Origin of the sequence: Moraxella sp. TY6, assembly GCF_048551375.1 — a bacterium.
In the GTDB taxonomy this organism is placed as follows: Bacteria; Pseudomonadota; Gammaproteobacteria; order Pseudomonadales; family Moraxellaceae; genus Faucicola.
On the sequence record NZ_JBLYZJ010000013.1, the window covers coordinates 1 to 22229 of the forward strand.

A 22229-nucleotide genomic window follows, 5' to 3' on the forward strand; every position below is an offset into this window, starting at 1 on the left:
GGTGTTGGTACTGGCGTAGGCTCAGGTGTTGGTACTGGCGTAGGCTCAGGTGTTGGTACTGGCGTAGGCTCAGGTGTTGGTACTGGCGTAGGCTCAGGTGTCGGTACTGGTGTGGGCGTAGGTGTTGGTACTGGCGTAGGCTCAGGTGTCGGTACTGGCGTAGGCTCAGGTGTCGGCACTGGCGTAGGCTCAGGTGTTGGTACTGGCGTAGGCTCAGGCGTTGGTACTGGCGTAGGCTCAGGCGTTGGTACTGGCGTAGGCTCAGGCGTTGGTACTGGGTTAACCACAGGTGGTGGTATAACAGGGTCAACATTAATAGGTGGAGTTGGTTCGACTGGCGTGGGATTGATAGGATTTGGGTCGACTGGTGATGGGATAACAGGAAGTTTCTGATTATCCGCAATGGGTGATAACTGGTCGATGGTGCTAGGTGGTAATAATACTATACCATCAGAAATACCATCAGTCACACAACCTGTGACTGACATGGCAACTAAACAAGAAGAAGTAAGTGGTGCAAGTTTAAATTTTGAGTATAGGGTTGTCATAGATAGATTCTAATAGATAAAGTTAAGTATATTTTAACAATTTCGCAAATATATTGCTAATTTATTTATTTAAATGTTGGCTTTTTAAAATTGACTATAAACTGAACGATGCAAGTTGGTTTGACTAAACAGCGGTGCAGGCGGAACGCTTGAATTGGCAGGCTTTTTGTCACTATTTTCATCAAAAACACTTTGTAAATCTTTGAATTTTGGGAAAATTGCATGGTCTAAACCTTGTCCTAAAAAACGTGAACTGTATAGTTCATCTTTTTCCATATTAGGTAATTTATCATAACCATTAGTTACACCAAAACGTTCGTTGGCTTTGTTTAGCCATGCTTGATAAAAGCCTTTTTCCCAAAATCTCGCAGGCAATACCATCACACGCCCTTGCGTGTCATCACTGATTATCAATGGAAACACAAAATCCGACAGCATACCATTCGGCAAATGCTCTCGCCAAAACCAAATACTACTGATTTTTAATGATACATTTGCCAAACTTTGTGGATAGGGTAGTTCAAACACACGTGAGGTTTCACTGGTCAAATGGGTTGCATAGATGGCTTGGTCGGGGGCGGTGGGGTGTGTACCCTTGAGTGCGTAGAGTTTTTGGGCATAATACCGCAAGTCTTCCAACGAGGTTTTGCCTGCAGGGTCATATACCACTTCACCAGAAAAATGCCCTTCTTCTGGATAAAACATCCGATTATTTGCCCATACCAATGATGCCCATACAATACGCCCTGAGCGATATAAGGTGGTCATGGCTTTGATTTGACTAAATAAAATATCTCGTTGCAACCAACCCGAAACCATGACTTGTAAATAATCACGTTGGTGCGGTTGAAGCTGGTGTAGAATGGGTTGAACCGTAAAATCAGTAGTATTTGCATGGTTTTGCGGGGTGTTTTTATCAGTGTTTATTTTAGTATTGTCTTCAATGATGTTATTCGGTAGTGTTGCCCATTGCCATTGTGTCATATAGGGTTGTAGTGGTAAGGCAGTGATGTTTTTATTCAACAAATTGACATTATCGAGATAAAAATTTTGGAAAAATTGTGGTGCTTTGGCATCTTTGAGGAATTTTTGGCACGCTAAAAAAACCGTTGTCGCAATGACTTTTTGTAAATTGGGCTGTTGTTGTAGAGCTGTCATCAAATCAAGTTGATTGACCACCATTGGAAAAAACGTAAAATTAGGGGTTGGCTGATAAGGCAACATTAGCTCAAGTGACAATACAGGTGATTGATAGACCTCAATAATGAGCATCAGTGAGTCTGATTTTCCCTCAGGTAGATAACTAACCCCATCGCACAATGCCACAAAAAATGCTTGGTCATTGGCTTTGCTCACAGCCAGTTGTTGTAATTGCTCAAATTCACTGGGTGGTTGTGTGGAGTCGGTAGAATTGGGCGTTGGTAACGTTAAAAATTTAGCCGTATTATGTTGGTTATCAACGCTTAAATACTGAGAGCGAATGACCTTGCCTTGTTGAAGGCGTAATAAATTATTGCCCAACAACCGAGCCATTGAAGCAAAGGCTAATTGCCAAGATTTTGGAAGTTGTGTCAATAGCGGTTTTACGCTAGCATCATAGCCTAAATAGGTTAATTTAACCGTTTGGTCACGATGAATATCTTGCAATAATTTGGTGAAAATATCACTTGATGCTTTGCCAAATAACCGCTTTACAACTAAATTCATTGGTAAATGATATTGTTGTTCTAATACCAACACAAACATATTGTTAATATTTCTAGCAGGGGCTTGTTTGGCAAATTTACTGCCAAATAATGCCTTTGTTTGCTCATAACTAAACCAACGAACAAAAGTTTTACTTAATTTTGCAATCAGCATACCTGCATAAAAGCCCAATAACAGCAAGGTGCGTTGGTAATTTGGTTGCTTACTTAGTTTAATAAATTTTGCTTTATCAAGTTGATAGGTTTGTTGGATATGCGTTAATAACGCATTAAAATCTTGCAAACTTGAAAGGGTTGGGTTGACGGTATTAAATTCAAATTGGCTTAATACCTCATAAAATGCAAAACTATCATCAACGAGATGCCCTGCTGATAATTTGGCTAAATAGCGTTTGCAAACCTCATTAGGCTCAAGTTCATGGTCAACTCGCAAATGGGTAAATATTTTATCAGTCATATAACCAACAAAATCTACGATTGTTGTCGAATTTGCCAAGTGGTCTTTGATTACGCTTAGGGGCTGACAGAAGGTATCATTCCCAATTTTGGCAATCAATGAATTTTCAAAAATGGCAGGTAATTTGGCATTTGTGCCATGTTGTTGATTTTTTTGCTCAATTTCGTGCATCGCTTCGGCGTGATTGAGCCATACAATCGGTTGATTGGTATGTTTGGCAAGATAATTACCAAGATAGCTTGCGATTGCCACCAAAAACGCCTCACCCCCCATTTTTTCACGGAGTTGGGCAAGGTTAAAATGGGGTCGAAGTTGGTCAAATAACTGGCTAATATGTTGTAGTGAGATTGGTTGATAATCAAAATTAATTTTGGTCAGCGTCTTCCAAAAGAGCATATCAAAGGGTGGCTGAGTTTGATGCTCTAAATGATACAATAAAGTAGCGACTTGCTGTTCGGTACTAAGGGTGTTTGGTACAGGTGGTGCGATGGTTGTCATGGTTGTGATTACCCTAGTACCTTGTTAAGCCATTGCCCGATGATTTTAAGCTGAGGCATACAGACTTGATGAGCCATTGGGTAGGTAAAATATTCTGGGCTAAAGCCATGACTTTCAAGCCATGCTTTGGCTTGTTGCCCCAAAATTACAGGCACAACAGTGTCCTGCGTGCCATGATGAATGGCGATGTTAAGGGATTTATTCGCTTCATGGACTTGTAGGCTATCTTTGGTGGCAAGGTAGGTCGATAGCGTCAATAGCCCTGCCAATGGCTTGTCATAGGTAAGGGCTGTTTGATACGCCACTGCACCGCCTTGCGAAAATCCTGCAATCACGATATGGTCAGCCGATACACCACGTTCGATTTCACGAGCGATAAGGTCACGAATCCAACTGGCAGATTGTTCGATTTGAGCGGTGTCGATTTTGCGGTCGAGCGACATTTCTAGGATGTCGTACCATGCAGGCATGACGTAGCCTTGGTTGATGGTGACAGGGATGGCAGGGGCGTGGGGGAAGACAAAACGCACGCCATGTTTACCGTCCAGTCCCAAATCTGGAACGACAGGTTCAAAGTCGTGACCGTTTGCCCCCAGTCCGTGTAGCCAAATGACGGCTCGGTCGATGGGTAAATTGTTGGGGTTGTGAATGACTTCAACGGTTTTTAATAATGGCATGATTTTTCTCGCAATTAGATTTTTGGCAAAATGGCTAAGGGTGATGTGTTTAGTTTTAACGATTTCTTGATAAATTTTCGGTCAAATGTATAAAGTCTATCGCAATGATTTGTTTGGCATAGATGTAAAGCATCCGCAAAATCCATACCTTGTAAAAATAAAGAAGTGGCTTGCTTAATGGCAATTGATTCTTGTACCTCAATATTTTCCATGTCTAATAAAAATAAAAGAATGTCTGTAATTGTTTCTTTGGCTAAGTTATAACGAGAAAATAACACCCAAACCACCTCTAAAATAACTGTTAATGGGACATAACAGGGTAGTCGCATGATTTCTTTGGCAATGTTGCGTTGCTCAAAGGCTTCCGTATCGTTGGGGTCATCGACAAAAAATCGCACCAAAATATTGGTATCTAAAGCATTCATTATTCACCCATATTATCAAAGAGTTGAATATGGTCAGCCACATCAAAATCCATTAAACTGGGTGTTGGGGTGGTTTGGGGGGCGATTTTGACCATCCCAAAACCTTGATTAACTTTAGCGTCAATACGTTTCTGTTTTTGTGTAAGTTCTTGATAGATTGGAACTTTAGTTAAAGTCACCCCATTTTCACTGGCTTGAATGCTTGCCGTGCCACCTTTTTGCAAGCCTAAAAGATGTAGTATGCTAGGTGGCAGTTGGGTAACGCCTGTGTCGCTAATCGTAATTGTTATCATAATTAGACCTCACCAAATTTGTCATACGTCTACAGATAGTATTGTAATATGTCAAAGGCGTTAAGCAAACTTTTTTCATCGAAGTCAGTTAGAAAATTCGGTTATCCAAGAGGGTGCTGTCACCATCACGCCATCAATATCGAGTAGAATTTTTAGTATGATATGTTCATCATCACAATCAGCCTTGATTTTAACCTTAAATCCCCCATTTAGCAAAGCATCAATCCTTATTGAAACCTCCATTAAAAACCAAAATAGCCTAAGCAAATGACCGAAATTCTCAACGAAAAAACCGAAAATTCAAAATCTCGCAAACCTAAAAACACCATTGCCCCAGTGATGGCAAAAGACAGCTATTACCTGTCACGCCTTGCCAAGCAACTCGAACAAATCGCCGATAAAACCAGTGAAGACTACACAACACGCCACGACCGCTACCAAAAACAACTTAAACACTCGCAAGAGATGGTACAAAGCCGTATTGCCAGTATTCCAACCATTCATCTCAACGAAGATTTGCCCGTCAGCCAACAATCCGACCGCCTAATTCAAGCCATTCAAGACCACCAAGTCATCATCGTGGCAGGTGAAACAGGCTCTGGCAAAACGACCCAACTCCCCAAAATTGCCATGCTTGCAGGGCGTGGCGTGACAGGGCAAATCGGACACACGCAACCTAGACGTTTAGCGGCAAGAAGTGTTGCCAATCGGATTGCCGAAGAGTTGGGCGAACCGCTCGGGCAGACGGTGAGTTTTAAGGTGCGTTTTACCGAGCAAGGCACGCCAAACTCGATTGTGAAGTTGATGACCGATGGGATTTTATTGGCAGAATTGGCACATGACCGTTTTTTAAGCCGATACGATACCATCATCATTGACGAAGCCCACGAGCGTAGTTTAAATATTGATTTTATCATGGGTTATCTCAAAAACTTATTGCCAAAACGCCCTGATTTAAAAGTCATTATCACCTCAGCGACCCTAGATACGGAGCGGTTTAGCCAGTATTTTTCCAGTTTTAACAAAAAGACCAAAGAAACCAAGCCAGCCCCTGTTTTTAATGTCGAGGGGCGTAGCTATCCTGTCGAAGTGTGGTATCGTCCATTGACCGATGCGATTGTGACCAGTTCGGATGATGATAATTTTGATAATGTCGAAGAAAATCTGCCAAGAGCCATCACTTCAGCGGTGGCGGAGTGCTATGCTGATGCGACCCAAAAAGGCGTTGCCGACCAAGCAGATATTTTGATTTTTGCAGCGACCGAAGCCGAAATCCACGATTTGACCGATATTTTGACCCAATATGCCCCACAGATGGGGATTAAACATACGCAGATTTTGCCATTATTCGCTCGCCAAAGTTTTGCCGAACAACAGCAGATTTTCCACCCCACAGGCGGACGGCGGATTATCATTGCCACCAACGTGGCAGAAACCGCCTTGACCGTGCCGAACATTCGCTATGTGATTGATTTAGGGTTTGCTCGGATTTCTCGTTACGATTATCGCTCTCGTGTGCAACGCTTGCCGATTGAAGCCATCAGCCAAGCCGCTGCCAATCAGCGAAAAGGACGCTCTGGGCGTGTGTCGGCAGGCGTGTGTATTCGCCTGTATTCGGAAGAAGATTTTAACAGCCGTCCGCTTTTTACTGAGCCAGAAATTTTGCGTACCAATTTGGCATCGGTGATTTTGCAAATGGCAAATTTGGGACTGGGCGAGGTGGAAAACTTCGACTTTATCCAACCGCCAGACAATCGACTGATTAATGATGGGCGTAAATTGTTGGAAGAGTTGGGGGCGATTCCTTCGCAAAAAGCCCTCACACAGGGAAAAAATGTTCCCTCTACCTCTGGGAGAGGGCAAAACGGGCAAGGCGGAGGCAAGCAAAATAAAAACCGCCATCACCCCAACCAACTTACCAAAATTGGTCAAGCGATGGCAAAGATGCCGATTGACCCACGTTTGGCACGGATGTTGATAGCAGGGGAGCAGTTCGGCTGTCTCAAAGAAATGTTGGTCATCGTATCTGCCTTGTCGGTGCAAGACCCACGAGAACGCCCTGCCGACAAGCAAACCCAAGCCGACCAAAAACACGCTTTATTCCGCCAAGCCGATAGCGACTTTTTATTTTATATCAGTCTTTGGCAAGCGTTATATGGCTCGTTGTTTGCTAACCCCCACCTCAATCCTCCCCCAAAGGGGGAGGACGTTCCCCCTCACTCAGGGAGGGGGCTAGGGGGAGGGCAGACAATAGTAGGAGGGAAAAAAACGGCGGGAGGGCAGAAGTCGAAAGATGCTCAAGAAGAACTTATACCCCTTGCCCAAAGCCCCTACCTTAACGAACAAGGGCAAGTGGAAAAACTCACCAACAATCAACGTAAATCCTTTGCCAAAAAGCATTTTTTAAGTCCACCACGCTTGCGAGAGTGGCAACAAACCCATAGCCAATTATCTCAAATGGTTGATGGGTTAAAACTCAAAATCAACCAAGAACCTGCCAATTTTTCGCATATTCACCAAGCGTTATTGACAGGGCTATTGTCGTTTATCGCCCAAAAAGTCAACGATGTGGACAAAGCAGGCAACTTGATTAAAGCCAAGCGAGGCGAGTACGTCACCGCTCGTCAGCACAAAGCCAAGATTTTCCCTGCCAGTACCTTGTTTAAACAAAACCCAACGTGGCTGATGGCGTTTGAAGTGGTCGAAACCTCACAAGTGTTTATGCGTACCCTTGCCAAAATCGAGCCAGAATGGATTTTGACCACCGCAGGCGAGTTGCTAAAATACCATTATTTTGAGCCACATTGGTCGGTCAAAACAGGTCATGTCAAGGCTTACGCCCAAATTAGCCTGTTTGGCTTGATTGTCGAGCATAAAAAACTCACCAATTATGAAAAGGTCAATCTAAGCGAGGCTCACGATATCTTTTTGCGAGATGCGTTGGTGCTTGGCAACCTTAATCCGCCAAGCACAGGCGATGGTAAACGAGGAAAACTGCCACCTTTTCTTCAACATAATTTGGATAAAGTCGCCGATGTCTCGCTGATTGAAGATAAGTTACGGCGTAGAGATTTGTTGGTCGATGAAGAGCAACTGTACCAGTTTTATGCCAAGCGTGTGCCAGAGCATATCGCCAGTCGCAAGGCGTTTGAGGATTGGCGAAAAGAAGTCGAGAAGAAAGACGCACAGTTTTTATTTTTCCGTGATGAAGACGTACTCACCGAAACTGCCCCTGCGACCCAAGCCTTTCCAGAAACTTGGCATTTAGGTAATCTAAAATTACCGTTAAGCTATACCTTTGACCCCACCAGTGATGACGATGGGGTGACCATCAAAGTGCCGTTGCAAGCCTTGCCCCAACTTGATGCCGTTGAGCTACTTTGGGGGATTGCAGGTTGGCGGTATGAGCTGGTTTTGCAACTGTTAAAGACGTTGCCAAAGGATATTCGCCGTCAAATCGTGCCGATTCCAGACACTGCCAAGGCGATTTTTGCCAGTCTTGAGCAAAACCACCAAGCAGGCTTGCTCCGCCAACTCGGTGAGGCATTGGCAAAACGAGGCGTGTTTGGGGCGAATGGGGCAAAAATCGAAGCCAAAGACTTTAACCCTGCGGACGTTGACCGCTATCTACAGCCCCAAATTGCCCTTGTCGATAATAAAAACCGCCTGATTGAAAAAGGGCGAGATATAGACACCCTCAAGCAACGCCACCAAGTCACCACCAGTCAAGCGGTGGCGAGTGCCAAAGGCGTGCATACCGAGTTTCCAGAGCATTTTAACTTTATCCAAAATCGCCACAGTGCAGGGGTATTGATTAAACAATTTTCTGCTTTGGTTACTGATAAGCCCACCGATAAAAAAGCGGAAACTAAAACCGATAGTTTGGATAAAAAAACCGTTGCCATTCAACAATTTACCGATGTCAAAGTTGCCCTAGATACCCACCGTCAAGGCGTATTGGCATTGATGGGCAATGAATTGGGGGCAAAAGCCAAACAACTGACCTCGCAAATTGATAAAAACTTTAAACTGGCATTTGCTCCATTGGGTGAATTGGATAAACTCAAAGCCTTGCTGATTCATGCCACCCTTGATGCCACGTTTGAAAAGGTCGTGCCAGACTTTGACCATCAAGATTTTGCGGTGGGGATACACGATAAAGAATTGGCGATTGAACTCAATACCTTGCCCTTGACTCTTGATGAATTTAACCAAGCCAAAGATGTGGTAATGGCGAATTTCTTGAGCGTAGGGCAGACGGTATTGGCTCAATTAAAAGCCGTGTATGAGCAGTGGCAACAAGTCCGCCAAAAACTGCTGATGCTTGACCGTGAGATTTTTGAGGAAAGTATCGAGGATATCGAAGACCAACTCGATGATTTGCAATTGTCGGATTTTGTGTATCGCATGAGTTATCAAGATTGGCAACAATACCCTCGCTATTTGCAGGGGCTGTTGGTTCGGCTTGACCGTTTGGAGCATAATTTGGATGCTGACCTTGATGCGGTGTATCAGCTTGATAAGCACATGGAGCGGTTGTCGGTTTATCTAGGTAAGCAGGGTGGTAATGACAAAATCATGCCGTATCGGTGGTTGGTTGAGGAGTTTCGGATTCAGTTGTTTGCTCAACCGATGAAAACCCGTGTGCCTGTGTCAGATAAACGGTTGGAAAAATTGTGGGATGAATTAAATACGAAAGGGTAAAATACGGTTTTTTGTCATTGGTTTAACAGTTTTATCATTTAAAATCATCCATTAACTTATGCTAAAATAAACCTAAGTCAACTGACAAAGGAAACACTATGTTAGTACAAATCCATACTTTACCTGCTATCGTGCAAGAATACATCCAAAAAGGTGAGAGTATCGAACTCATAACCAATGGTCAAGTGATTGGAAAATTCGTTGCCACAGCACCCCAATCGCCTAGCTATGCAAAAGGCGATTTTAGTTTTGACTTACAACGCATGAAAAAAGCCGTTGAAGCCCCTTATGTCGTTGCTCCTGACTTTAAGAGCGATGAAGATTTTTTTAGTTGGTTAGATGGCTTAAAAGATGAAGACTTTATTGCGGAGAAAGTTTGATGGAGGTGCGTTTTGGTCAAGTTTTTCTGCAACATTTTCAGAATTTTCCAAAATCTGACCAACTAAAAATCAAAGAATTTGTCAATCATGTCAAATCTTTGGGATTTGAGGGTTTAACAGGTCGAAATAAGTCATCAGATAATGTGCCAACAGATAATCCCGATTGGAGCAAGATAGTTGCTTACGCTCAAAAAAACCAGTTATGGCATTATCATATTGGTATTCCAAGTTATGTGCGGTCTGAAAAGGGCGATATGACGAGTGAATATGTATTGCATTATGTCAAAGGCGATGATTATATTAAACTGGTTGATTTATCAGCCCATCCACCGTTGAAATTACCGATGGAAAGTTATTTAGCTTGATGATAATATATAAAACAAATGTTTGTTTTTTTTAAATGTTGTCATTTGGTAGTTGACAAGGGTTTGGCTGTTTTGGCAAGAATTTGGCGTGTTATAATGCAAATTTTCGGCTAACGCACTTTAGGATTGCCATGACCCCCCAATTTTCCTTTATCATTGACACCCGTTGGGTTTTAGACGAACTGCTTAAAGACAGTCACATTGACCAACGTGATTATAACCTTGTCATCACCAATCAGCGAGCCAAACTCCACCCTTTACAAGTCATCGCAGGCTTTAACCTCAGCGACAAAAAAACCGCCCAACCGCTCAACCTCGACCGCCTAAACCGTTGGCTTGCCGACAAAGCAGGGATTGCTTATGCCAAAGTTGATCCCCTTAAAACCGACCTCCCCACCGTCACTGCCGTGATGTCGTTTGAATATGCCAAATCCCAACATATTTTACCAATTTCAGTCACCGCAAATGAAGTGACCATCGGCACAGACCAGCCTTTTTTCACCGATTGGCATACCAATGTTCAGCATATTATCAACCCAAAAACCCTCAAAACCGCTTATCTAAGCCCAGACCAAATCAACCGCTATCGCCAAGAATTTTATCAAGTCACCAAAGCCATTGCAGGGGCGACCACCCAACATAAACGTGCCGAAGCCGATGTGAGCAATGTCGAGGCATTGCTTCAATTAGGCAATGTCGAAAACCCAGATGCCAATGACCAACACATTGTTAAAGTGGTGGATTGGTTGCTTCAATATGCCTTTGACCAACGTGCCAGTGATATCCACCTAGAGCCACGCCGAGAAACAGGCAAAGTACGCTTTCGCATTGATGGGGTACTGCATACCGTGTATGAGATGCCAGCAGGGATTATGACCGCAGTAGTCGCTCGGATTAAGATTTTGGGTCGCCTTAATGTCGCCGAAAAACGCAAACCACAAGATGGACGGCTAAAAACTCGTACGCCAAAAGGACAAGAAACCGAATTGCGTCTTTCCACGTTACCCACAGCATTTGGGGAAAAGTTGGTCATGCGTGTGTTTGACCCTGATGTGTTGGTGCGTTCGTTTGCACAGCTTGGGCTGACAGGGCGAGATTTGCAAAAATGGGACGAGATGACCAGTAAACCTAACGGCATTATCCTAGTGACAGGCCCGACTGGTTCTGGTAAAACCACCACGCTATATAGTACACTGAAAAAACTTGCCACCGATGAGGTGAATGTCTGTACCATCGAAGACCCGATTGAGATGGTCGAGCCGACTTTTAACCAAATGCAAGTGCAGTCCAATATTGAGCTGACCTTTGCCGATGGTATTCGCTCTCTGATGCGTCAAGACCCAGATATCATTATGATTGGGGAAATTCGTGATACTGAAACCGCTGAAATGGCGGTACAAGCCTCATTGACAGGGCATTTGGTGCTGTCGACTTTACATACCAACGATGCCCCCAGTTCGTTGACACGCTTGCATGATTTGGGGGTTGCCCCATTTTTGACCTCGGCAACCATTTTGGGGATTATGGCACAGCGATTGGTTCGCACGCTTTGTCCGCATTGCAAAACCGCTCGACCGATTGACGATGTCGAAAAACAAACATGGCAAGAACTGGTGACGCCGTGGAAAGCCCCTGCCCCTGAGATGATTACCTATGCGACTGGCTGTGACCATTGTCGAGGCACAGGCTATCTTGGGCGAGTGGGGCTGTACGAAATTATGGTGTTAAACAATGACCTAAAACGCTTGATTAGCGAAGGGGCAGACTTGGCGACCCTCACCCAAAAAGCCTATCAAGAAGGCTTACAACCGCTACGACTGGCAGGGGTGAAAAAAATTGCCGAAGGCGTGACCAGCTTTGAGGAAGTCTTGCGAGTTGTGCCATTGAGTTGATAATTTATCAACAGCTATGAATTACTATAAAAAATCACCTTATAAGGGTCGGTTTGCTCTCAGTTGGCTTAAACGGTTGTCAGCATTACTAATTTTTTGATTTAACGCTTGAATCTTGACGGGCAAAGCTAGCATATAAGCTCTCGCTTCTCGCTCGGTTTGAAAATCCAAATTCTCGCCTTTTTGTAGTTTGGTGAGTTGATTTTGTAATTTATCTCGTTCAGCAAGGTCTTTTTTGCGTTGTTCGTCAAGTTGATAGACTTGTTGACCAAGGCGATTGGCTTCAGCCATGGCAGGGCGTATCTCGTTAGGGCAGACAGCACTGGGCGTTTTACCCCATGTGCCGATATTGTAAGCCACGGCTGGGGTGCAATATTCTTTTAGACCTTGTTGTCTGCCCGATTCCCACTTTTCTCGGTCAGGTATGATGGCGATTTTGCCACAGGCTTTGGCATGGTTTTGTAGATAGTCCCAATCCTGCCCAATTTTCCCATCTTTATAGCCAACTGCTTGCCAATCAGCGACTTGACATTCTTGCTTAGACATAGTGGCACAACCTGACATCACGCCCACTGATAGCGAGGTTAAGGCAACGATTTTTAGATAATTCGCTAATGACATAGTCACTCCTATATTTAAGGTTAAGATTTGATAAAGTAAAAGTTTTTCAAAATTAAAATGCAAATGTAACAAAATATTTTTACAAAAGTATGTCTCAAAATGTTACATTTTGTGAGAATAAGCGTATTTAACCTGTTAAAATAATACAAATTATATCGCAAATATAAAACATCAAGCCCAGATAATTATTGGGCTGAAATTAGACAAAGGAAGTTATCATGCAAAAAATCCTTATTGCCAATCAAAAAGGCGGTTGTGGCAAGACCTCAATCGCTGTCACACTTGCCTCTGCGTTAGCCAATCAAGGCTTTAATGTTGCCCTTGCGGATGCCGACCCACAAAAATCTAGCCTACAATGGCTGAAACTTCGCCCAGAGTCCGCCCCGCCGATTATCGGCATTGACTGGCGAGATGAAAGCGATATTGGTGAAATCCCAAAAGCTATTAAAGAGCAATTGGGTAAAGAGGATTGGTTGGTGATTGATGGGCAAGGAGCGATGAGTGCGGATAAAACCGAACAACTAATTGCCGAATCTAAAGTGGTGATTGTACCTGTGTTGCCGTCATTTTTTGATATTGACAGCACCAAACGGTTTTTGAAAAACTTACAAGATATCAAGCGAGTACGCAAAGGTAAAGTTGAGATTTTTTTGGTGGCAAATCGTGTGCGTCCGCAGTTTTTTGAAGAGGGTGAGCCGACAGATAAAGCGGTGGAGTTATTTGACGATATTGGGCAACAGCCCTTAGCGTGGATTAGTGAACGCAGTATTTATCAGTTGCTTACCGAAAATGGTTTGACGATATTTGATAAAACCCAAAAGCCGTATCGTGAGATGCAAGCCCAATGGCAACCGATTTTTGAGGTGTTGGGGGTGGAGGGTGAAGAGGGTGAAGAGGGTGAGGTATTATCAGTTGAGAAAGCCATTAAAAAGGTAAAAGATAGTAGTTGGTATGAGTAAAAGGTGTGACTTGGCAAATTTTACCGAGTTACTTGGTCGATTATCAAATATTTACCTGTCGTTAATGACAAAAATTTAAACTTAATGAGGCAGTATAAATGACAGCGATTGATGCAATTACAGGTTTAACGATTGATTATACCCAATTATCTAAAGTGTCACCCAAACAATTAACCGCCGATATGACAGCACAGTCTATCAACTATCGCCGAGCTTTTGCCCGTGCCAATAACGCCATTGAGGGTGTGATACTATCCAATGAAGACAAAAAATTTATGGATAATATCCCCTTAGCTATGCCAAAAAATGCCTTTAAAAAGGCAGTATTGGCTCATCTTGCCTCAAAACGTAGCCCCAAATAACACCGTAAAAATAATTTTTTAAAACAGTGTTAAAATAATTTTGAGGTCATCTATGGGTTCTGGTAATTCTGAAGAAATTCGAGCAAAGGCGTACTTTCAAGGGGAAATTGGTTGCAGTGCGTTAGTCAATAAATTGGGCATTACTGACCAACAGGAGCTTGAAGAAGTCGAAGCCTATTTTGTCGAAAATGCGACCATGAATGGCTTTTCACCGCTTGCTAAAGAGCTGACCCCAAACGGCTTAAAGCGAATGCACTTTGAAATGTTTGGCGATATTTATGGGTGGGCAGGGCAATATCGAGATTATACCACAGGGCGTGGCGTGCCTTTTTGTCGTCCAGAGTTTATTGAAAAAAGTTTATCAAAAATCTATCGAGATTTGCACAACGAAATCGCCCCAAACATGGAAAAATCCACCTTTGTCAAAAGCGTTGCTAAATTTATCGGTGAGTTGAATGCAATTCATCCATTTGTTGATGGGAATGGGCGTACTCAACGCCAAGTGTTATGGCTGATTGCTGAATATGTTGGTTTTACATTGCATATCAACGACAGTTTGAATAAAGCGGATTGGTATGCGTCAGCCGAGCAAGCTCATCAGTTGGCACGTTATGATAAATTTGAAACCTTGATACAATCACTCATTAACTAATTATTCACAAGGCAACTTACACGCATGGGAACATGGATAACCCTTATCATCATTTTATTTATTGTCGGTTCAGTCATGGGGCTAAAACCCTCTGCCAAAGAAACACGCCTTGACCGCCTACGCACCACCGCACGCAAACTGGGGCTAAACCCCAAACTCGTCCCTTGTCCGAACTGGATAACCCCCAATGATGACCCCCTCAATAAAGGCAAAGGCATGATTGCCCAATACGGTGTCCTTATCGAACACGCCTCACTGCCTGCGTGCGACTATCAACTCATTGACGGCTTATTGCGACCTTATACCGACAATAATCCTGCCAATTTTACCCTTGATAATCAACCGCTTGAATTGCCAAACAGTATCGCCCCCTTTGTCAAAGGCTTGAGTTTTAAAGCCAATTTTGCTTGTATTTACTGGCAAGAAAATATCGGCTTGGGAAAAGAAAGACTTGAAACCACAGAAAATGACCTAATTTTGTTAAAAAGTCAGTTGCAACAATATGCCCAACGTATTCAACCTACATCGTAGGTAGGGGCTTATTGAATAAGCCCAATTTTAACCAAAGGAAAATCGACCCTTCGACAAGCTCAGGGCGAGTGGTTGCTATACCAAAAATAATTTCTTTCACTAGAGATAACGCACCAACCCACTAGCAATTTTGTAAAGAGATTGCTATAGTTCTGCAAAACGCACTGATTTTACCCAATTTATATAGCTAAACATTGCCAAACTGCGAAATTAACCATGAAAAAACCCTCAACTCGAACCACCAACACCATCAAAGCCAAAAAAGCCGTGGCAAAAAAGTCATCATCCGACAGCGAAACGGATTTTGACAAAGCCCCCTCAAGCAAAGGCAAAGCCCTTGTTATCGTGGAATCGCCTGCCAAAGCCAAAACCATTAACAAATATCTTGGTAGTAACTTTGTCGTGCGGTCGAGCGTGGGTCATGTGCGTGATTTGCCCGTGTCTGGCAGTGGGTCAGCGAGCGACAAAGAAAAAGCCAAAACAGCCGATGAGGGTTTGACCAAAGAACAAAAAGCCCAACAAGCCCTTGTTCGCCGTATGGGGATTGACCCAGAACACGGTTGGAAAGCCCAATACGAGATTTTACCCAACAAAACCAAAGTCATCAAAGAACTCAAAGCCCTTGCCAAAGACGCAAGCGAAATCTACCTCGCAACGGACTTGGATAGAGAAGGGGAGGCGATTGCATGGCACTTAAAAGAAGTCATCGGCGGTGATGACAGCAAATACAGCCGAGTGGTGTTTAACGAAATCACCAAAAACGCCATTCAAGATGCCTTTAAACAGCCGACCAAACTCAACATTGACCGAGTGAATGCCCAACAAGCCAGACGTTTTCTTGACCGTGTCGTGGGCTTTATGGTGTCACCGTTACTTTGGCAAAAAGTCGCTCGTGGCTTGTCGGCAGGGCGTGTGCAGTCGGTCGCCACTCGGCTTGTGGTTGAGCGTGAGCGTGAAATTCGTGCTTTTATTCCTGTTGAATATTGGGAAATTCATACCGACTGTCATACACAAGCAGGGCATAGCGAAAAATTGGCAGGCGAAAATATCCGTCTTGAGGCGGTCAAGCAAGGCGGTAAAGCCCTTGAATTGAAGAATGAGGAACAGACCAATAAAGTCGTGGATATCCTTAAAAAGTCCGATTTTATCGTGGCTGACTGTGAGCAAAAGCCCACCCAATCCAAGCCGTCTGCCCCTTTTATCACCTCGACTTTACAGCAATCTGCCAGCACTCGGTTGGGCTTTCCTGTCAAAAAGACCATGATGCTCGCCCAACGCCTGTACGAGGCAGGGCATATCACCTATATGCGTACCGATAGTACATTTTTGTCGGCAGATGCGTTGGCTAGCGTGCGTGGCTTTATCGACCAACAATTTGGTAGCCAATATCTCCCCAACACGCCCAACGTGTATGGCAACAAACAAAACGCCCAAGAGGCTCACGAGGCGATTCGTCCGTCTGATGTCCATGTGCAATCGTCTTCGCTCAAAGATATGGAGCGTGATGCACAACGGCTGTATGAGCTGATTTGGCGACAATTTGTGGCGTGTCAAATGCCACCTGCCCAATACCAATCGCTGACCCTAACCGTCAATGCCAGTGATATCGAGCTAAAAGCCAAAGGGCGAGTGATGACCTTTGACGGCTACACCAAAGTACAACCGCCTGCCAAAAACGAAGACACGCTACTGCCAGATGTCAAAGTGGGCGAAAAATTGGTCGTGGATAACATTGACCCAAGCCAACATTTTACCAAACCACCTGCTCGCTATACTGAGGCAAGCCTTGTTAAAGAGTTGGAAAAACGAGGCATTGGGCGACCCTCGACCTATGCGTCTATCATCTCGACCATTCAAGAACGTGGCTATGTCAAACTCGAAAACAAACGCCTATTTGCCGAAAAAATGGGCGATATCGTCACCGACCGCCTTGTCGGTAGCTTTCCCGACTTAATGGACTACACCTTTACCGCAGGGCTTGAGGAAAAACTGGACGAAGTTGCCGAAGGTGAACAAAATTGGAAAAAAGTCCTCGACAACTTCTACGGCGATTTTAAAACCAAACTGGAAACCGCCAAAGACAAAGACGGCATGAAACCTAATGACCCAACGGACGTACCAGACGTACATTGTGACCTGTGTGACCATCCAATGCAAATTCGTACAGGCTCGACTGGCGTATTTTTGGGCTGTACAGGCTACAATCTACCGCCAAAAGAACGCTGTAAAGGCACAAAAAATCTGATGCCAGTCGAGGCTTTTGCCAATCAAACCGCCAACGCCTCAAAAGCCGAGGGCATTGAGGAAGATGAGGGCAATAGCGATGAAGTATTGGCGTTGCTTGAGAAAAAACGCTGTCCAAAATGTGGCACGGCAATGGACGGCTATATCGTGGACGGTGGGCTAAAACTGCATATCTGTGGTAATAACCCAGACTGTGACGGCTATCTACTCGAAAAAGGCGTATTTGAAACCGCTGGCAAAGGCGATGTACCGACCATTCCGTGTGATAAATGTGACGGCGAAATGGAACTCAAAACAGGGCGTTTTGGGGCGTATTTCGCTTGCCAAAAATGCGACAACACTCGCAAAGTATTAAAAAATGGCGATGCCGCACCGCCTCGGATGACCGCCATTCCGATGCCAGAATTACGTTCACAACGCTTTGATGACCACTATATCTTGCGTGAGGGGGCAGCAGGGCTGTTTTTGGCAGCGTCAAAATTCCCCAAAATCCGTGAAACTCGCCCACCGAAATTGGCAGAATTGCGAGCGATTAAAGACCAGTTGGAAGAAAAATTCCAGTATTTATTTACCGCCCCTGATGTCGATGATGAGGGCAATCCAACGATTTTACGTTGGTCACGCAAAAATGCCGAACAGTATATCGGCTCAGAAAAAGACGGCAAAGCCACCAAATTCGCCCTTGTCTATCGGAAAGGGAAGTGGGTGGTAGAGTAAAAACTGACCATAATATAGGCTGGGCAACAAATTTATCGCTTGATGATAAAAAAAGTAAAAAAATCCCAAAAAACTGCTTGACGTTGCTCTTAAAATCTATATAATACGCAACCACTGAACGATGATGGGTGGTTAGCTCAGTTGGTAGAGCATCTGCCTTACACGCAGAGGGTCAGCGGTTCGAGCCCGTTACCACCCACCAACCTTTAAGCAAAAGCTTAATCGCCAAGGTTGGCAGGTACGCCATCATCACCTTTTACTACGCAGTGGTAGTTCAGTTGGTTAGAATACCGGCCTGTCACGCCGGGGGTCGCGGGTTCGAGTCCCGTCCGCTGCGCCACTTATTTATTAAGTGTAAAAAACTTAAAATTTTAGTTTTATGCCTCAAATCTCCCCTGATTTGAGGTTTTTTTATTGCTGACATTTGGTCAATAAAAATCCCCATAAATCAAAGGCTTACGAGGGTTGAAGATGGTAGGGTGAAAAATACTTATTTTTGCCTTATAGGGGTGACTTTGCTATAAATAACATTGCGATTGAGTAAAAATGAATGGTTGGTAAAACCCAAAATTCTGAAAAAGCCCCGAATGTTGTAGCATTTGGCAATCGTTTAAGAGAAATGCGTAGGGCTAAAGGCATTTCACAGGAAGACTTAGCTTTACTGGCAGATATTGACCGTAGTTATATGGGGAGAATTGAAAGAGGGGAATTTAACCCAACGCTAACCAAAATTTATCAATTGGCGAAAGCACTAGAGGTTGATGTGGTTGAGTTTTTTATGCCTAAATCTGAGTGAATGAAGTTGCTGTAAAAATCGGCAACATCAAGGGTCGATAAAACGGATGATATGAAAACAAAAAACCCCCATAAGTCAAAGACTTACGAGGGTTGAAAATGGTAGGCCCAGCAGGACTTGAACCTGCGACCAAAGGATTATGAGTCCTCTGCTCTAACCAACTGAGCTATAGGCCCGAAATTGCTTGGTGAAATAGCACAATCACCAAATTTAAGCTCAATATGATACCGTAAAAAAAATATTTTGCAATCCAATTTTCTCACAATCTACTAAATTATGGTTTTTTCATGGCTTAAACAATCTCAAGATGAACGCTAGCCATATTTTTTGCTATAATCTACCCATATTAGATAGCAAGCGACCCCAGCCCATGACCATTGAAAAACCTACTGACAATCAGACTACCACTCAAAATAGCATCATTGTCAAGCCCAAAAACTCCCCTAAAAAAACCTCATTACCTGCCAAAATGAGCCAAATGCTTTGGTCGATTAGCAAACAACTGCTTACACCAAAAACCTACACCAAGCAAAACCTTACCACACAATGGCAACGCAGTAAACGAGTCGCTCGACTGATGATGACCGTGCAAACAGGCATGGGCTACGCTTGGCAAATTCAACAGCACCCCAATGCCGACAAACATGAGGTTATCCGACATATCCAAAGTTTTTGCACCCAATCATTGCAAGCCCTAAATATTGAGGTCATCGCTGTCAAACCCATTCCGACCCATCATGCCCTATGGACTAGTAACCATATATCATGGCTTGATATTCCAGTGGTTGGCAGTAGTATTCCGACTTTTTTCTTATCCAAAGAAGAAATTGCCCATTGGCCCATCATTGGTTGGTTGGCTCGTATGGCGAATACCTTGTTTATCAAACGAGGCTCTGGTGATGCCAATGCTGTTGCCAATCAAATGACAGCATTCTTAAAAGATGGCTTTCCAGTGGTGTTTTTCCCAGAAGCGACCACCACGGATGGCACAGCGGTCAAGCGTATTCATGGTAAATTACTTCAATCAGCGATGGATAGTGGTGTGTTGATTCAGCCGATTGTGATTTGTTATGTCAATAAATATGGTCAACTTGACCAATATATTCCGTATTATGGTGACATTAACTTTTTGGACAGCGTGCGAGATGTACTGGATAATGAGCCTGCTAAAGCATATATTTTACCATTAGAGGCGATTGACCCCATGGGCAAAACCCGTTCTGAAATCACTGCCTTATTACAAGAACGTATGCAACAAGGGCTGATTGCCTTGCATCAACAGGTAATGAGAAAGTGATATTTATCATGTTTTAAATGAGGATTTAGGGTAGATTGTATTGCATTCGCCCAAAATGTTAAATCCCATAAAAACTAAGACAATAGTGATGATATTTAATATAACCCTAATAGTCAGTTTGCTATAAAATAAGCTATAATGATGCGGTCTAGGGATAAGTTTTAGACTTATTTTGGTGTGAGTGTTTTTATGGTAGCGATGTTATTGCACGATATTATCACACTAGTTTTTATTCACTTTATAGGTAAAGAGATTGAAGGGGTCGCATTATGCGTACGGATATGTTTCAACAGATCTTAAATGATTTAAATAGTTCATCAGCTGATATTGAAGCATCAGCATTGATTTCAACGGATGGTCTAATGATTGCTTCTGCATTGCCAGCAGGGATTGATGAAGACCGTGTGGGGGCAATGTCAGCTGCCTTATTATCATTGGGTGACCGTGCAGGTCGTGAGTTAGCACGTGGTTCGATTGAGCGTGTTTTGGTACATGGCGAAAAAGGCTATGTCATTATGTCTTCATCAGGTTCAGAAGCGGTACTTACCGTTTTGGCGAAGCCTAATGCCAAATTGGGTTTGGTATTCTTAGATATTAAGCGTGCCGCTGAAGCCCTTGCAAAATTATTATAATCACATTCATTATAATAATGATTGGTTAAGTATACCAAATGAGCATTACTCGTGCCAGCTTTGCTAGATATCACACAATCATCGGGCTAGGGGCGAGTAAGTTTTATGTATGAAAAGGAACTTATATGGCATCAGTCCAAATTCCAGATATGGCAAAGCCCAATGGTGAAGCCACTGAACATCGCCTAACATTTAATGACGGCACGAGCCGAACTGTCTACACTACCACCAATGAATTACCTTACCCTGATGGCAAGCTCATTGTTTCTCGTGTTGATTTAGAAGGTATTATCACCCATGCGAATGATGCGTTTGTGGATATCAGTGGCTATGAAAAAAATGACTTGATTGGCATGCCACATCATATTTTACGTCATCCAGAAATGCCAAAAGCTGCCTTCAAAGACCTATGGGAAACGGTTAAAGCAGGTAAAAAATGGCACGGTTATGTGAAAAACTTGTGTAAAGATGGTAGCTACTATTGGGTATATGCCACTGCTGTGCCGAATATTCGTCATGGTGACATTGTGGGCTATACCTCAGTACGCCGTAAACCTTCTCGTAGCAAAATTGCAGAACATGAAGCCTTATATGCCAAAATGCTAGCGGAGGAACAAGCATGACTATTAACTTACTGATAGCACCAGACTTTGCCCCAGAACGTTTTGCAGGTTGGCACATGCTCAACACCTTGCTACAAAAACGCTCAGGTAAGCACATTCATTTGGTCACGCCTGCCTCTGCCCATGAGCAATCTGAGCTGATTCAACAAGGCAATATTGAGCTTATCTATGCCAATCCATTTGACGCAGCTGCCATGATTCGTGAACATGGCTATCATGCTGTTGCCCGTCCTTTAGGCAAAGCGGATGAAATGGTCATCAGTGGTAAAGCGGAAGGCGACATCAGACAGCTAGAAGACCTAAAAGCAGGTTGTACCATTGCATTGGCGGATAATCGTGATGTAAAATTAATTGGACTTCGCTTATTAGAAGCCGTTGATTTGACCGAATCAGATATCACGTGGAAAGTCACTGAAACTTACCAAGCAGCTGCTCGTATGCTCATTAAAGGTGAAGCAGACGCTGGGTTCTTCTTATCAGAAGTGTATCATAGCTTGTCAAAATTGACCTTATCTCAGATGAAAGTTCTAATTGAGAGTGAACTCAATGACATTAGCCACATTGTATTGGTCAAAGACAGCTTTGCTGAAAGCCAACCATTTGTTGATGCGTTATTGACCTTAGCAGACAGCGAAGAAGGTAAATCAGTGTTGCAAGAACTCGGCATGAGTCATGGTTTTGAGGCAATGAATCAAGAAGATGGTGAGTTTATGGTTGACTTGATGGATACCTTGTTAGACTAATTACACGGAATAATCACTTATCAATCAATAACATTGGGTTAGCCAGCCTAGCCCAATGTAAATATTAAAAATATAACAATACTAACGTGTTAACTCAGTTTGCCTTT

The 22229-nt window shown here is 43.5% G+C and carries 20 protein-coding genes and 3 tRNA genes; 16 read left to right on the forward strand and 7 right to left on the reverse strand.

Translation table 11 applies throughout. The features are described from left to right. The 5 genes from ACK1U4_RS09540 to ACK1U4_RS09560 form a co-directional block, all read right to left on the reverse strand. A partial coding sequence (locus tag ACK1U4_RS09540) for a hypothetical protein (protein WP_419421669.1) occupies window positions 1-548 on the reverse strand: 548 nt, incomplete at its 3' end. A gap of 84 nt (window positions 549-632) precedes the next feature. Further along, window positions 633-3209 (reverse strand): hypothetical protein, encoded by a 2577-nt coding sequence (locus ACK1U4_RS09545; RefSeq protein WP_419401429.1) that lies wholly within the window; start codon window positions 3207-3209, stop codon window positions 633-635. Between the two features lie 8 nt (window positions 3210-3217). Beyond that, complete coding sequence (locus tag ACK1U4_RS09550; protein WP_419401428.1) at window positions 3218-3886, reverse strand: alpha/beta hydrolase; 669 nt, start codon at window positions 3884-3886, stop codon at window positions 3218-3220. Between the two features lie 14 nt (window positions 3887-3900). Next, window positions 3901-4311: a type II toxin-antitoxin system VapC family toxin gene (locus ACK1U4_RS09555; RefSeq protein ID WP_419401427.1), complete on the reverse strand. Its 411-nt coding sequence runs from the start codon at window positions 4309-4311 to the stop codon at window positions 3901-3903. Further along, the gene (locus tag ACK1U4_RS09560) at window positions 4311-4604 is read right to left on the reverse strand and encodes a hypothetical protein (RefSeq protein ID WP_419401426.1); all 294 of its coding nucleotides are present in this window, start codon (window positions 4602-4604) and stop codon (window positions 4311-4313) included. The genes ACK1U4_RS09555 and ACK1U4_RS09560 overlap by 1 nt, the downstream gene beginning before the upstream one ends. 465 nt (window positions 4605-5069) lie before the next feature. On the opposite strand from ACK1U4_RS09560, the gene ACK1U4_RS09565 reads away from it, so the two are divergent. From ACK1U4_RS09565 to ACK1U4_RS09580, 4 genes are all read left to right on the forward strand, one after another. After that, window positions 5070-9308, forward strand: a complete 4239-nt coding sequence (locus ACK1U4_RS09565) for a DUF3418 domain-containing protein (RefSeq protein WP_419401434.1) — start codon at window positions 5070-5072, stop codon at window positions 9306-9308. 98 nt (window positions 9309-9406) lie between these two features. Beyond that, window positions 9407-9688, forward strand: coding sequence for a hypothetical protein (locus ACK1U4_RS09570; RefSeq protein WP_419401425.1), 282 nt, complete (start codon window positions 9407-9409; stop codon window positions 9686-9688). Next, window positions 9688-10053: a hypothetical protein gene (locus ACK1U4_RS09575; protein ID WP_419401424.1), complete on the forward strand. Its 366-nt coding sequence runs from the start codon at window positions 9688-9690 to the stop codon at window positions 10051-10053. Before ACK1U4_RS09570 ends, ACK1U4_RS09575 begins: the two co-directional genes overlap by 1 nt. A 131-nt stretch (window positions 10054-10184) precedes the next feature. Beyond that, complete coding sequence (locus ACK1U4_RS09580; RefSeq protein WP_419401423.1) at window positions 10185-11945, forward strand: GspE/PulE family protein; 1761 nt, start codon at window positions 10185-10187, stop codon at window positions 11943-11945. 39 nt (window positions 11946-11984) lie between these two features. On the opposite strand, the gene ACK1U4_RS09585 is transcribed toward ACK1U4_RS09580, so the two are convergent. Beyond that, window positions 11985-12566, reverse strand: coding sequence for a DUF2799 domain-containing protein (locus ACK1U4_RS09585; protein WP_419401422.1), 582 nt, complete (start codon window positions 12564-12566; stop codon window positions 11985-11987). Between the two features lie 218 nt (window positions 12567-12784). Between ACK1U4_RS09585 and ACK1U4_RS09590 the strand changes: the two genes are divergently transcribed. The 8 genes from ACK1U4_RS09590 (at window position 12785) to ACK1U4_RS09625 (ending at window position 18827) form a co-directional block, all read left to right on the forward strand. Then, window positions 12785-13525: an AAA family ATPase gene (locus tag ACK1U4_RS09590; RefSeq protein WP_419401421.1), complete on the forward strand. Its 741-nt coding sequence runs from the start codon at window positions 12785-12787 to the stop codon at window positions 13523-13525. A gap of 98 nt (window positions 13526-13623) precedes the next feature. Beyond that, window positions 13624-13887 carry a hypothetical protein gene (locus ACK1U4_RS09595; protein ID WP_419401420.1) on the forward strand — a complete coding sequence of 88 codons (264 nt, stop codon included), beginning with the start codon at window positions 13624-13626 and terminating at the stop codon, window positions 13885-13887. Window positions 13888-13939: 52 nt separating this feature from the next. After that, window positions 13940-14539 carry a Fic/DOC family protein gene (locus ACK1U4_RS09600; RefSeq protein WP_419401419.1) on the forward strand — a complete coding sequence of 200 codons (600 nt, stop codon included), beginning with the start codon at window positions 13940-13942 and terminating at the stop codon, window positions 14537-14539. Window positions 14540-14563: 24 nt separating this feature from the next. Beyond that, window positions 14564-15070, forward strand: coding sequence for a hypothetical protein (locus tag ACK1U4_RS09605; protein WP_419401418.1), 507 nt, complete (start codon window positions 14564-14566; stop codon window positions 15068-15070). Window positions 15071-15337: 267 nt separating this feature from the next. After that, the gene (topA, locus tag ACK1U4_RS09610; protein ID WP_419401433.1) at window positions 15338-18031 is read left to right on the forward strand and encodes a type I DNA topoisomerase; all 2694 of its coding nucleotides are present in this window, start codon (window positions 15338-15340) and stop codon (window positions 18029-18031) included. 126 nt (window positions 18032-18157) lie between these two features. Next, a tRNA-Val gene (locus ACK1U4_RS09615) sits at window positions 18158-18233 on the forward strand. Between the two features lie 61 nt (window positions 18234-18294). Next, window positions 18295-18371 (forward strand) — tRNA-Asp (locus ACK1U4_RS09620). Between the two features lie 210 nt (window positions 18372-18581). Beyond that, window positions 18582-18827: a helix-turn-helix domain-containing protein gene (locus tag ACK1U4_RS09625; RefSeq protein ID WP_419401417.1), complete on the forward strand. Its 246-nt coding sequence runs from the start codon at window positions 18582-18584 to the stop codon at window positions 18825-18827. A 99-nt stretch (window positions 18828-18926) separates the two neighbouring features. On the opposite strand, the gene ACK1U4_RS09630 is transcribed toward ACK1U4_RS09625, so the two are convergent. Beyond that, window positions 18927-19003 (reverse strand) — tRNA-Ile (locus ACK1U4_RS09630). Between the two features lie 194 nt (window positions 19004-19197). Between ACK1U4_RS09630 and ACK1U4_RS09635 the strand changes: the two genes are divergently transcribed. The 4 genes from ACK1U4_RS09635 (at window position 19198) to ACK1U4_RS09650 (ending at window position 22122) form a co-directional block, all read left to right on the forward strand. Beyond that, entirely contained in the window at window positions 19198-20124 is a 927-nt protein-coding gene (locus ACK1U4_RS09635; RefSeq protein WP_419401416.1) for a lysophospholipid acyltransferase family protein, read from the forward strand. Between the two features lie 269 nt (window positions 20125-20393). Continuing rightward, entirely contained in the window at window positions 20394-20756 is a 363-nt protein-coding gene (locus ACK1U4_RS09640; RefSeq protein ID WP_419401415.1) for a roadblock/LC7 domain-containing protein, read from the forward strand. A gap of 125 nt (window positions 20757-20881) precedes the next feature. Continuing rightward, a complete protein-coding gene (locus ACK1U4_RS09645; protein ID WP_419401414.1) occupies window positions 20882-21379 on the forward strand; it encodes a PAS domain-containing protein in 498 nt (165 codons plus the stop codon). Continuing rightward, window positions 21376-22122, forward strand: coding sequence for a PhnD/SsuA/transferrin family substrate-binding protein (locus tag ACK1U4_RS09650; RefSeq protein ID WP_419401413.1), 747 nt, complete (start codon window positions 21376-21378; stop codon window positions 22120-22122). Before ACK1U4_RS09645 ends, ACK1U4_RS09650 begins: the two co-directional genes overlap by 4 nt. The last annotated feature ends 107 nt before the right edge of the window (window positions 22123-22229 follow it).

What these genes read in the sequence shown, in the direction of transcription:
- ACK1U4_RS09545 (WP_419401429.1), bottom strand. Translation starts at nt 3,209, where the DNA reads ATGACAACCATCGCACCACCTGTACCAAACACCCTTAGTACCGAACAG.
- ACK1U4_RS09550 (WP_419401428.1), bottom strand. Translation starts at nt 3,886, where the DNA reads ATGCCATTATTAAAAACCGTTGAAGTCATTCACAACCCCAACAATTTA.
- ACK1U4_RS09555 (WP_419401427.1), bottom strand. Translation starts at nt 4,311, where the DNA reads ATGAATGCTTTAGATACCAATATTTTGGTGCGATTTTTTGTCGATGAC.
- ACK1U4_RS09560 (WP_419401426.1), bottom strand. Translation starts at nt 4,604, where the DNA reads ATGATAACAATTACGATTAGCGACACAGGCGTTACCCAACTGCCACCT.
- ACK1U4_RS09565 (WP_419401434.1), top strand. Translation starts at nt 5,070, where the DNA reads ATGGTACAAAGCCGTATTGCCAGTATTCCAACCATTCATCTCAACGAA.
- ACK1U4_RS09570 (WP_419401425.1), top strand. Translation starts at nt 9,407, where the DNA reads ATGTTAGTACAAATCCATACTTTACCTGCTATCGTGCAAGAATACATC.
- ACK1U4_RS09575 (WP_419401424.1), top strand. Translation starts at nt 9,688, where the DNA reads ATGGAGGTGCGTTTTGGTCAAGTTTTTCTGCAACATTTTCAGAATTTT.
- ACK1U4_RS09580 (WP_419401423.1), top strand. Translation starts at nt 10,185, where the DNA reads ATGACCCCCCAATTTTCCTTTATCATTGACACCCGTTGGGTTTTAGAC.
- ACK1U4_RS09585 (WP_419401422.1), bottom strand. Translation starts at nt 12,566, where the DNA reads ATGTCATTAGCGAATTATCTAAAAATCGTTGCCTTAACCTCGCTATCA.
- ACK1U4_RS09590 (WP_419401421.1), top strand. Translation starts at nt 12,785, where the DNA reads ATGCAAAAAATCCTTATTGCCAATCAAAAAGGCGGTTGTGGCAAGACC.
- ACK1U4_RS09595 (WP_419401420.1), top strand. Translation starts at nt 13,624, where the DNA reads ATGACAGCGATTGATGCAATTACAGGTTTAACGATTGATTATACCCAA.
- ACK1U4_RS09600 (WP_419401419.1), top strand. Translation starts at nt 13,940, where the DNA reads ATGGGTTCTGGTAATTCTGAAGAAATTCGAGCAAAGGCGTACTTTCAA.
- ACK1U4_RS09605 (WP_419401418.1), top strand. Translation starts at nt 14,564, where the DNA reads ATGGGAACATGGATAACCCTTATCATCATTTTATTTATTGTCGGTTCA.
- ACK1U4_RS09625 (WP_419401417.1), top strand. Translation starts at nt 18,582, where the DNA reads ATGGTTGGTAAAACCCAAAATTCTGAAAAAGCCCCGAATGTTGTAGCA.
- ACK1U4_RS09635 (WP_419401416.1), top strand. Translation starts at nt 19,198, where the DNA reads ATGACCATTGAAAAACCTACTGACAATCAGACTACCACTCAAAATAGC.
- ACK1U4_RS09640 (WP_419401415.1), top strand. Translation starts at nt 20,394, where the DNA reads ATGCGTACGGATATGTTTCAACAGATCTTAAATGATTTAAATAGTTCA.
- ACK1U4_RS09645 (WP_419401414.1), top strand. Translation starts at nt 20,882, where the DNA reads ATGGCATCAGTCCAAATTCCAGATATGGCAAAGCCCAATGGTGAAGCC.
- ACK1U4_RS09650 (WP_419401413.1), top strand. Translation starts at nt 21,376, where the DNA reads ATGACTATTAACTTACTGATAGCACCAGACTTTGCCCCAGAACGTTTT.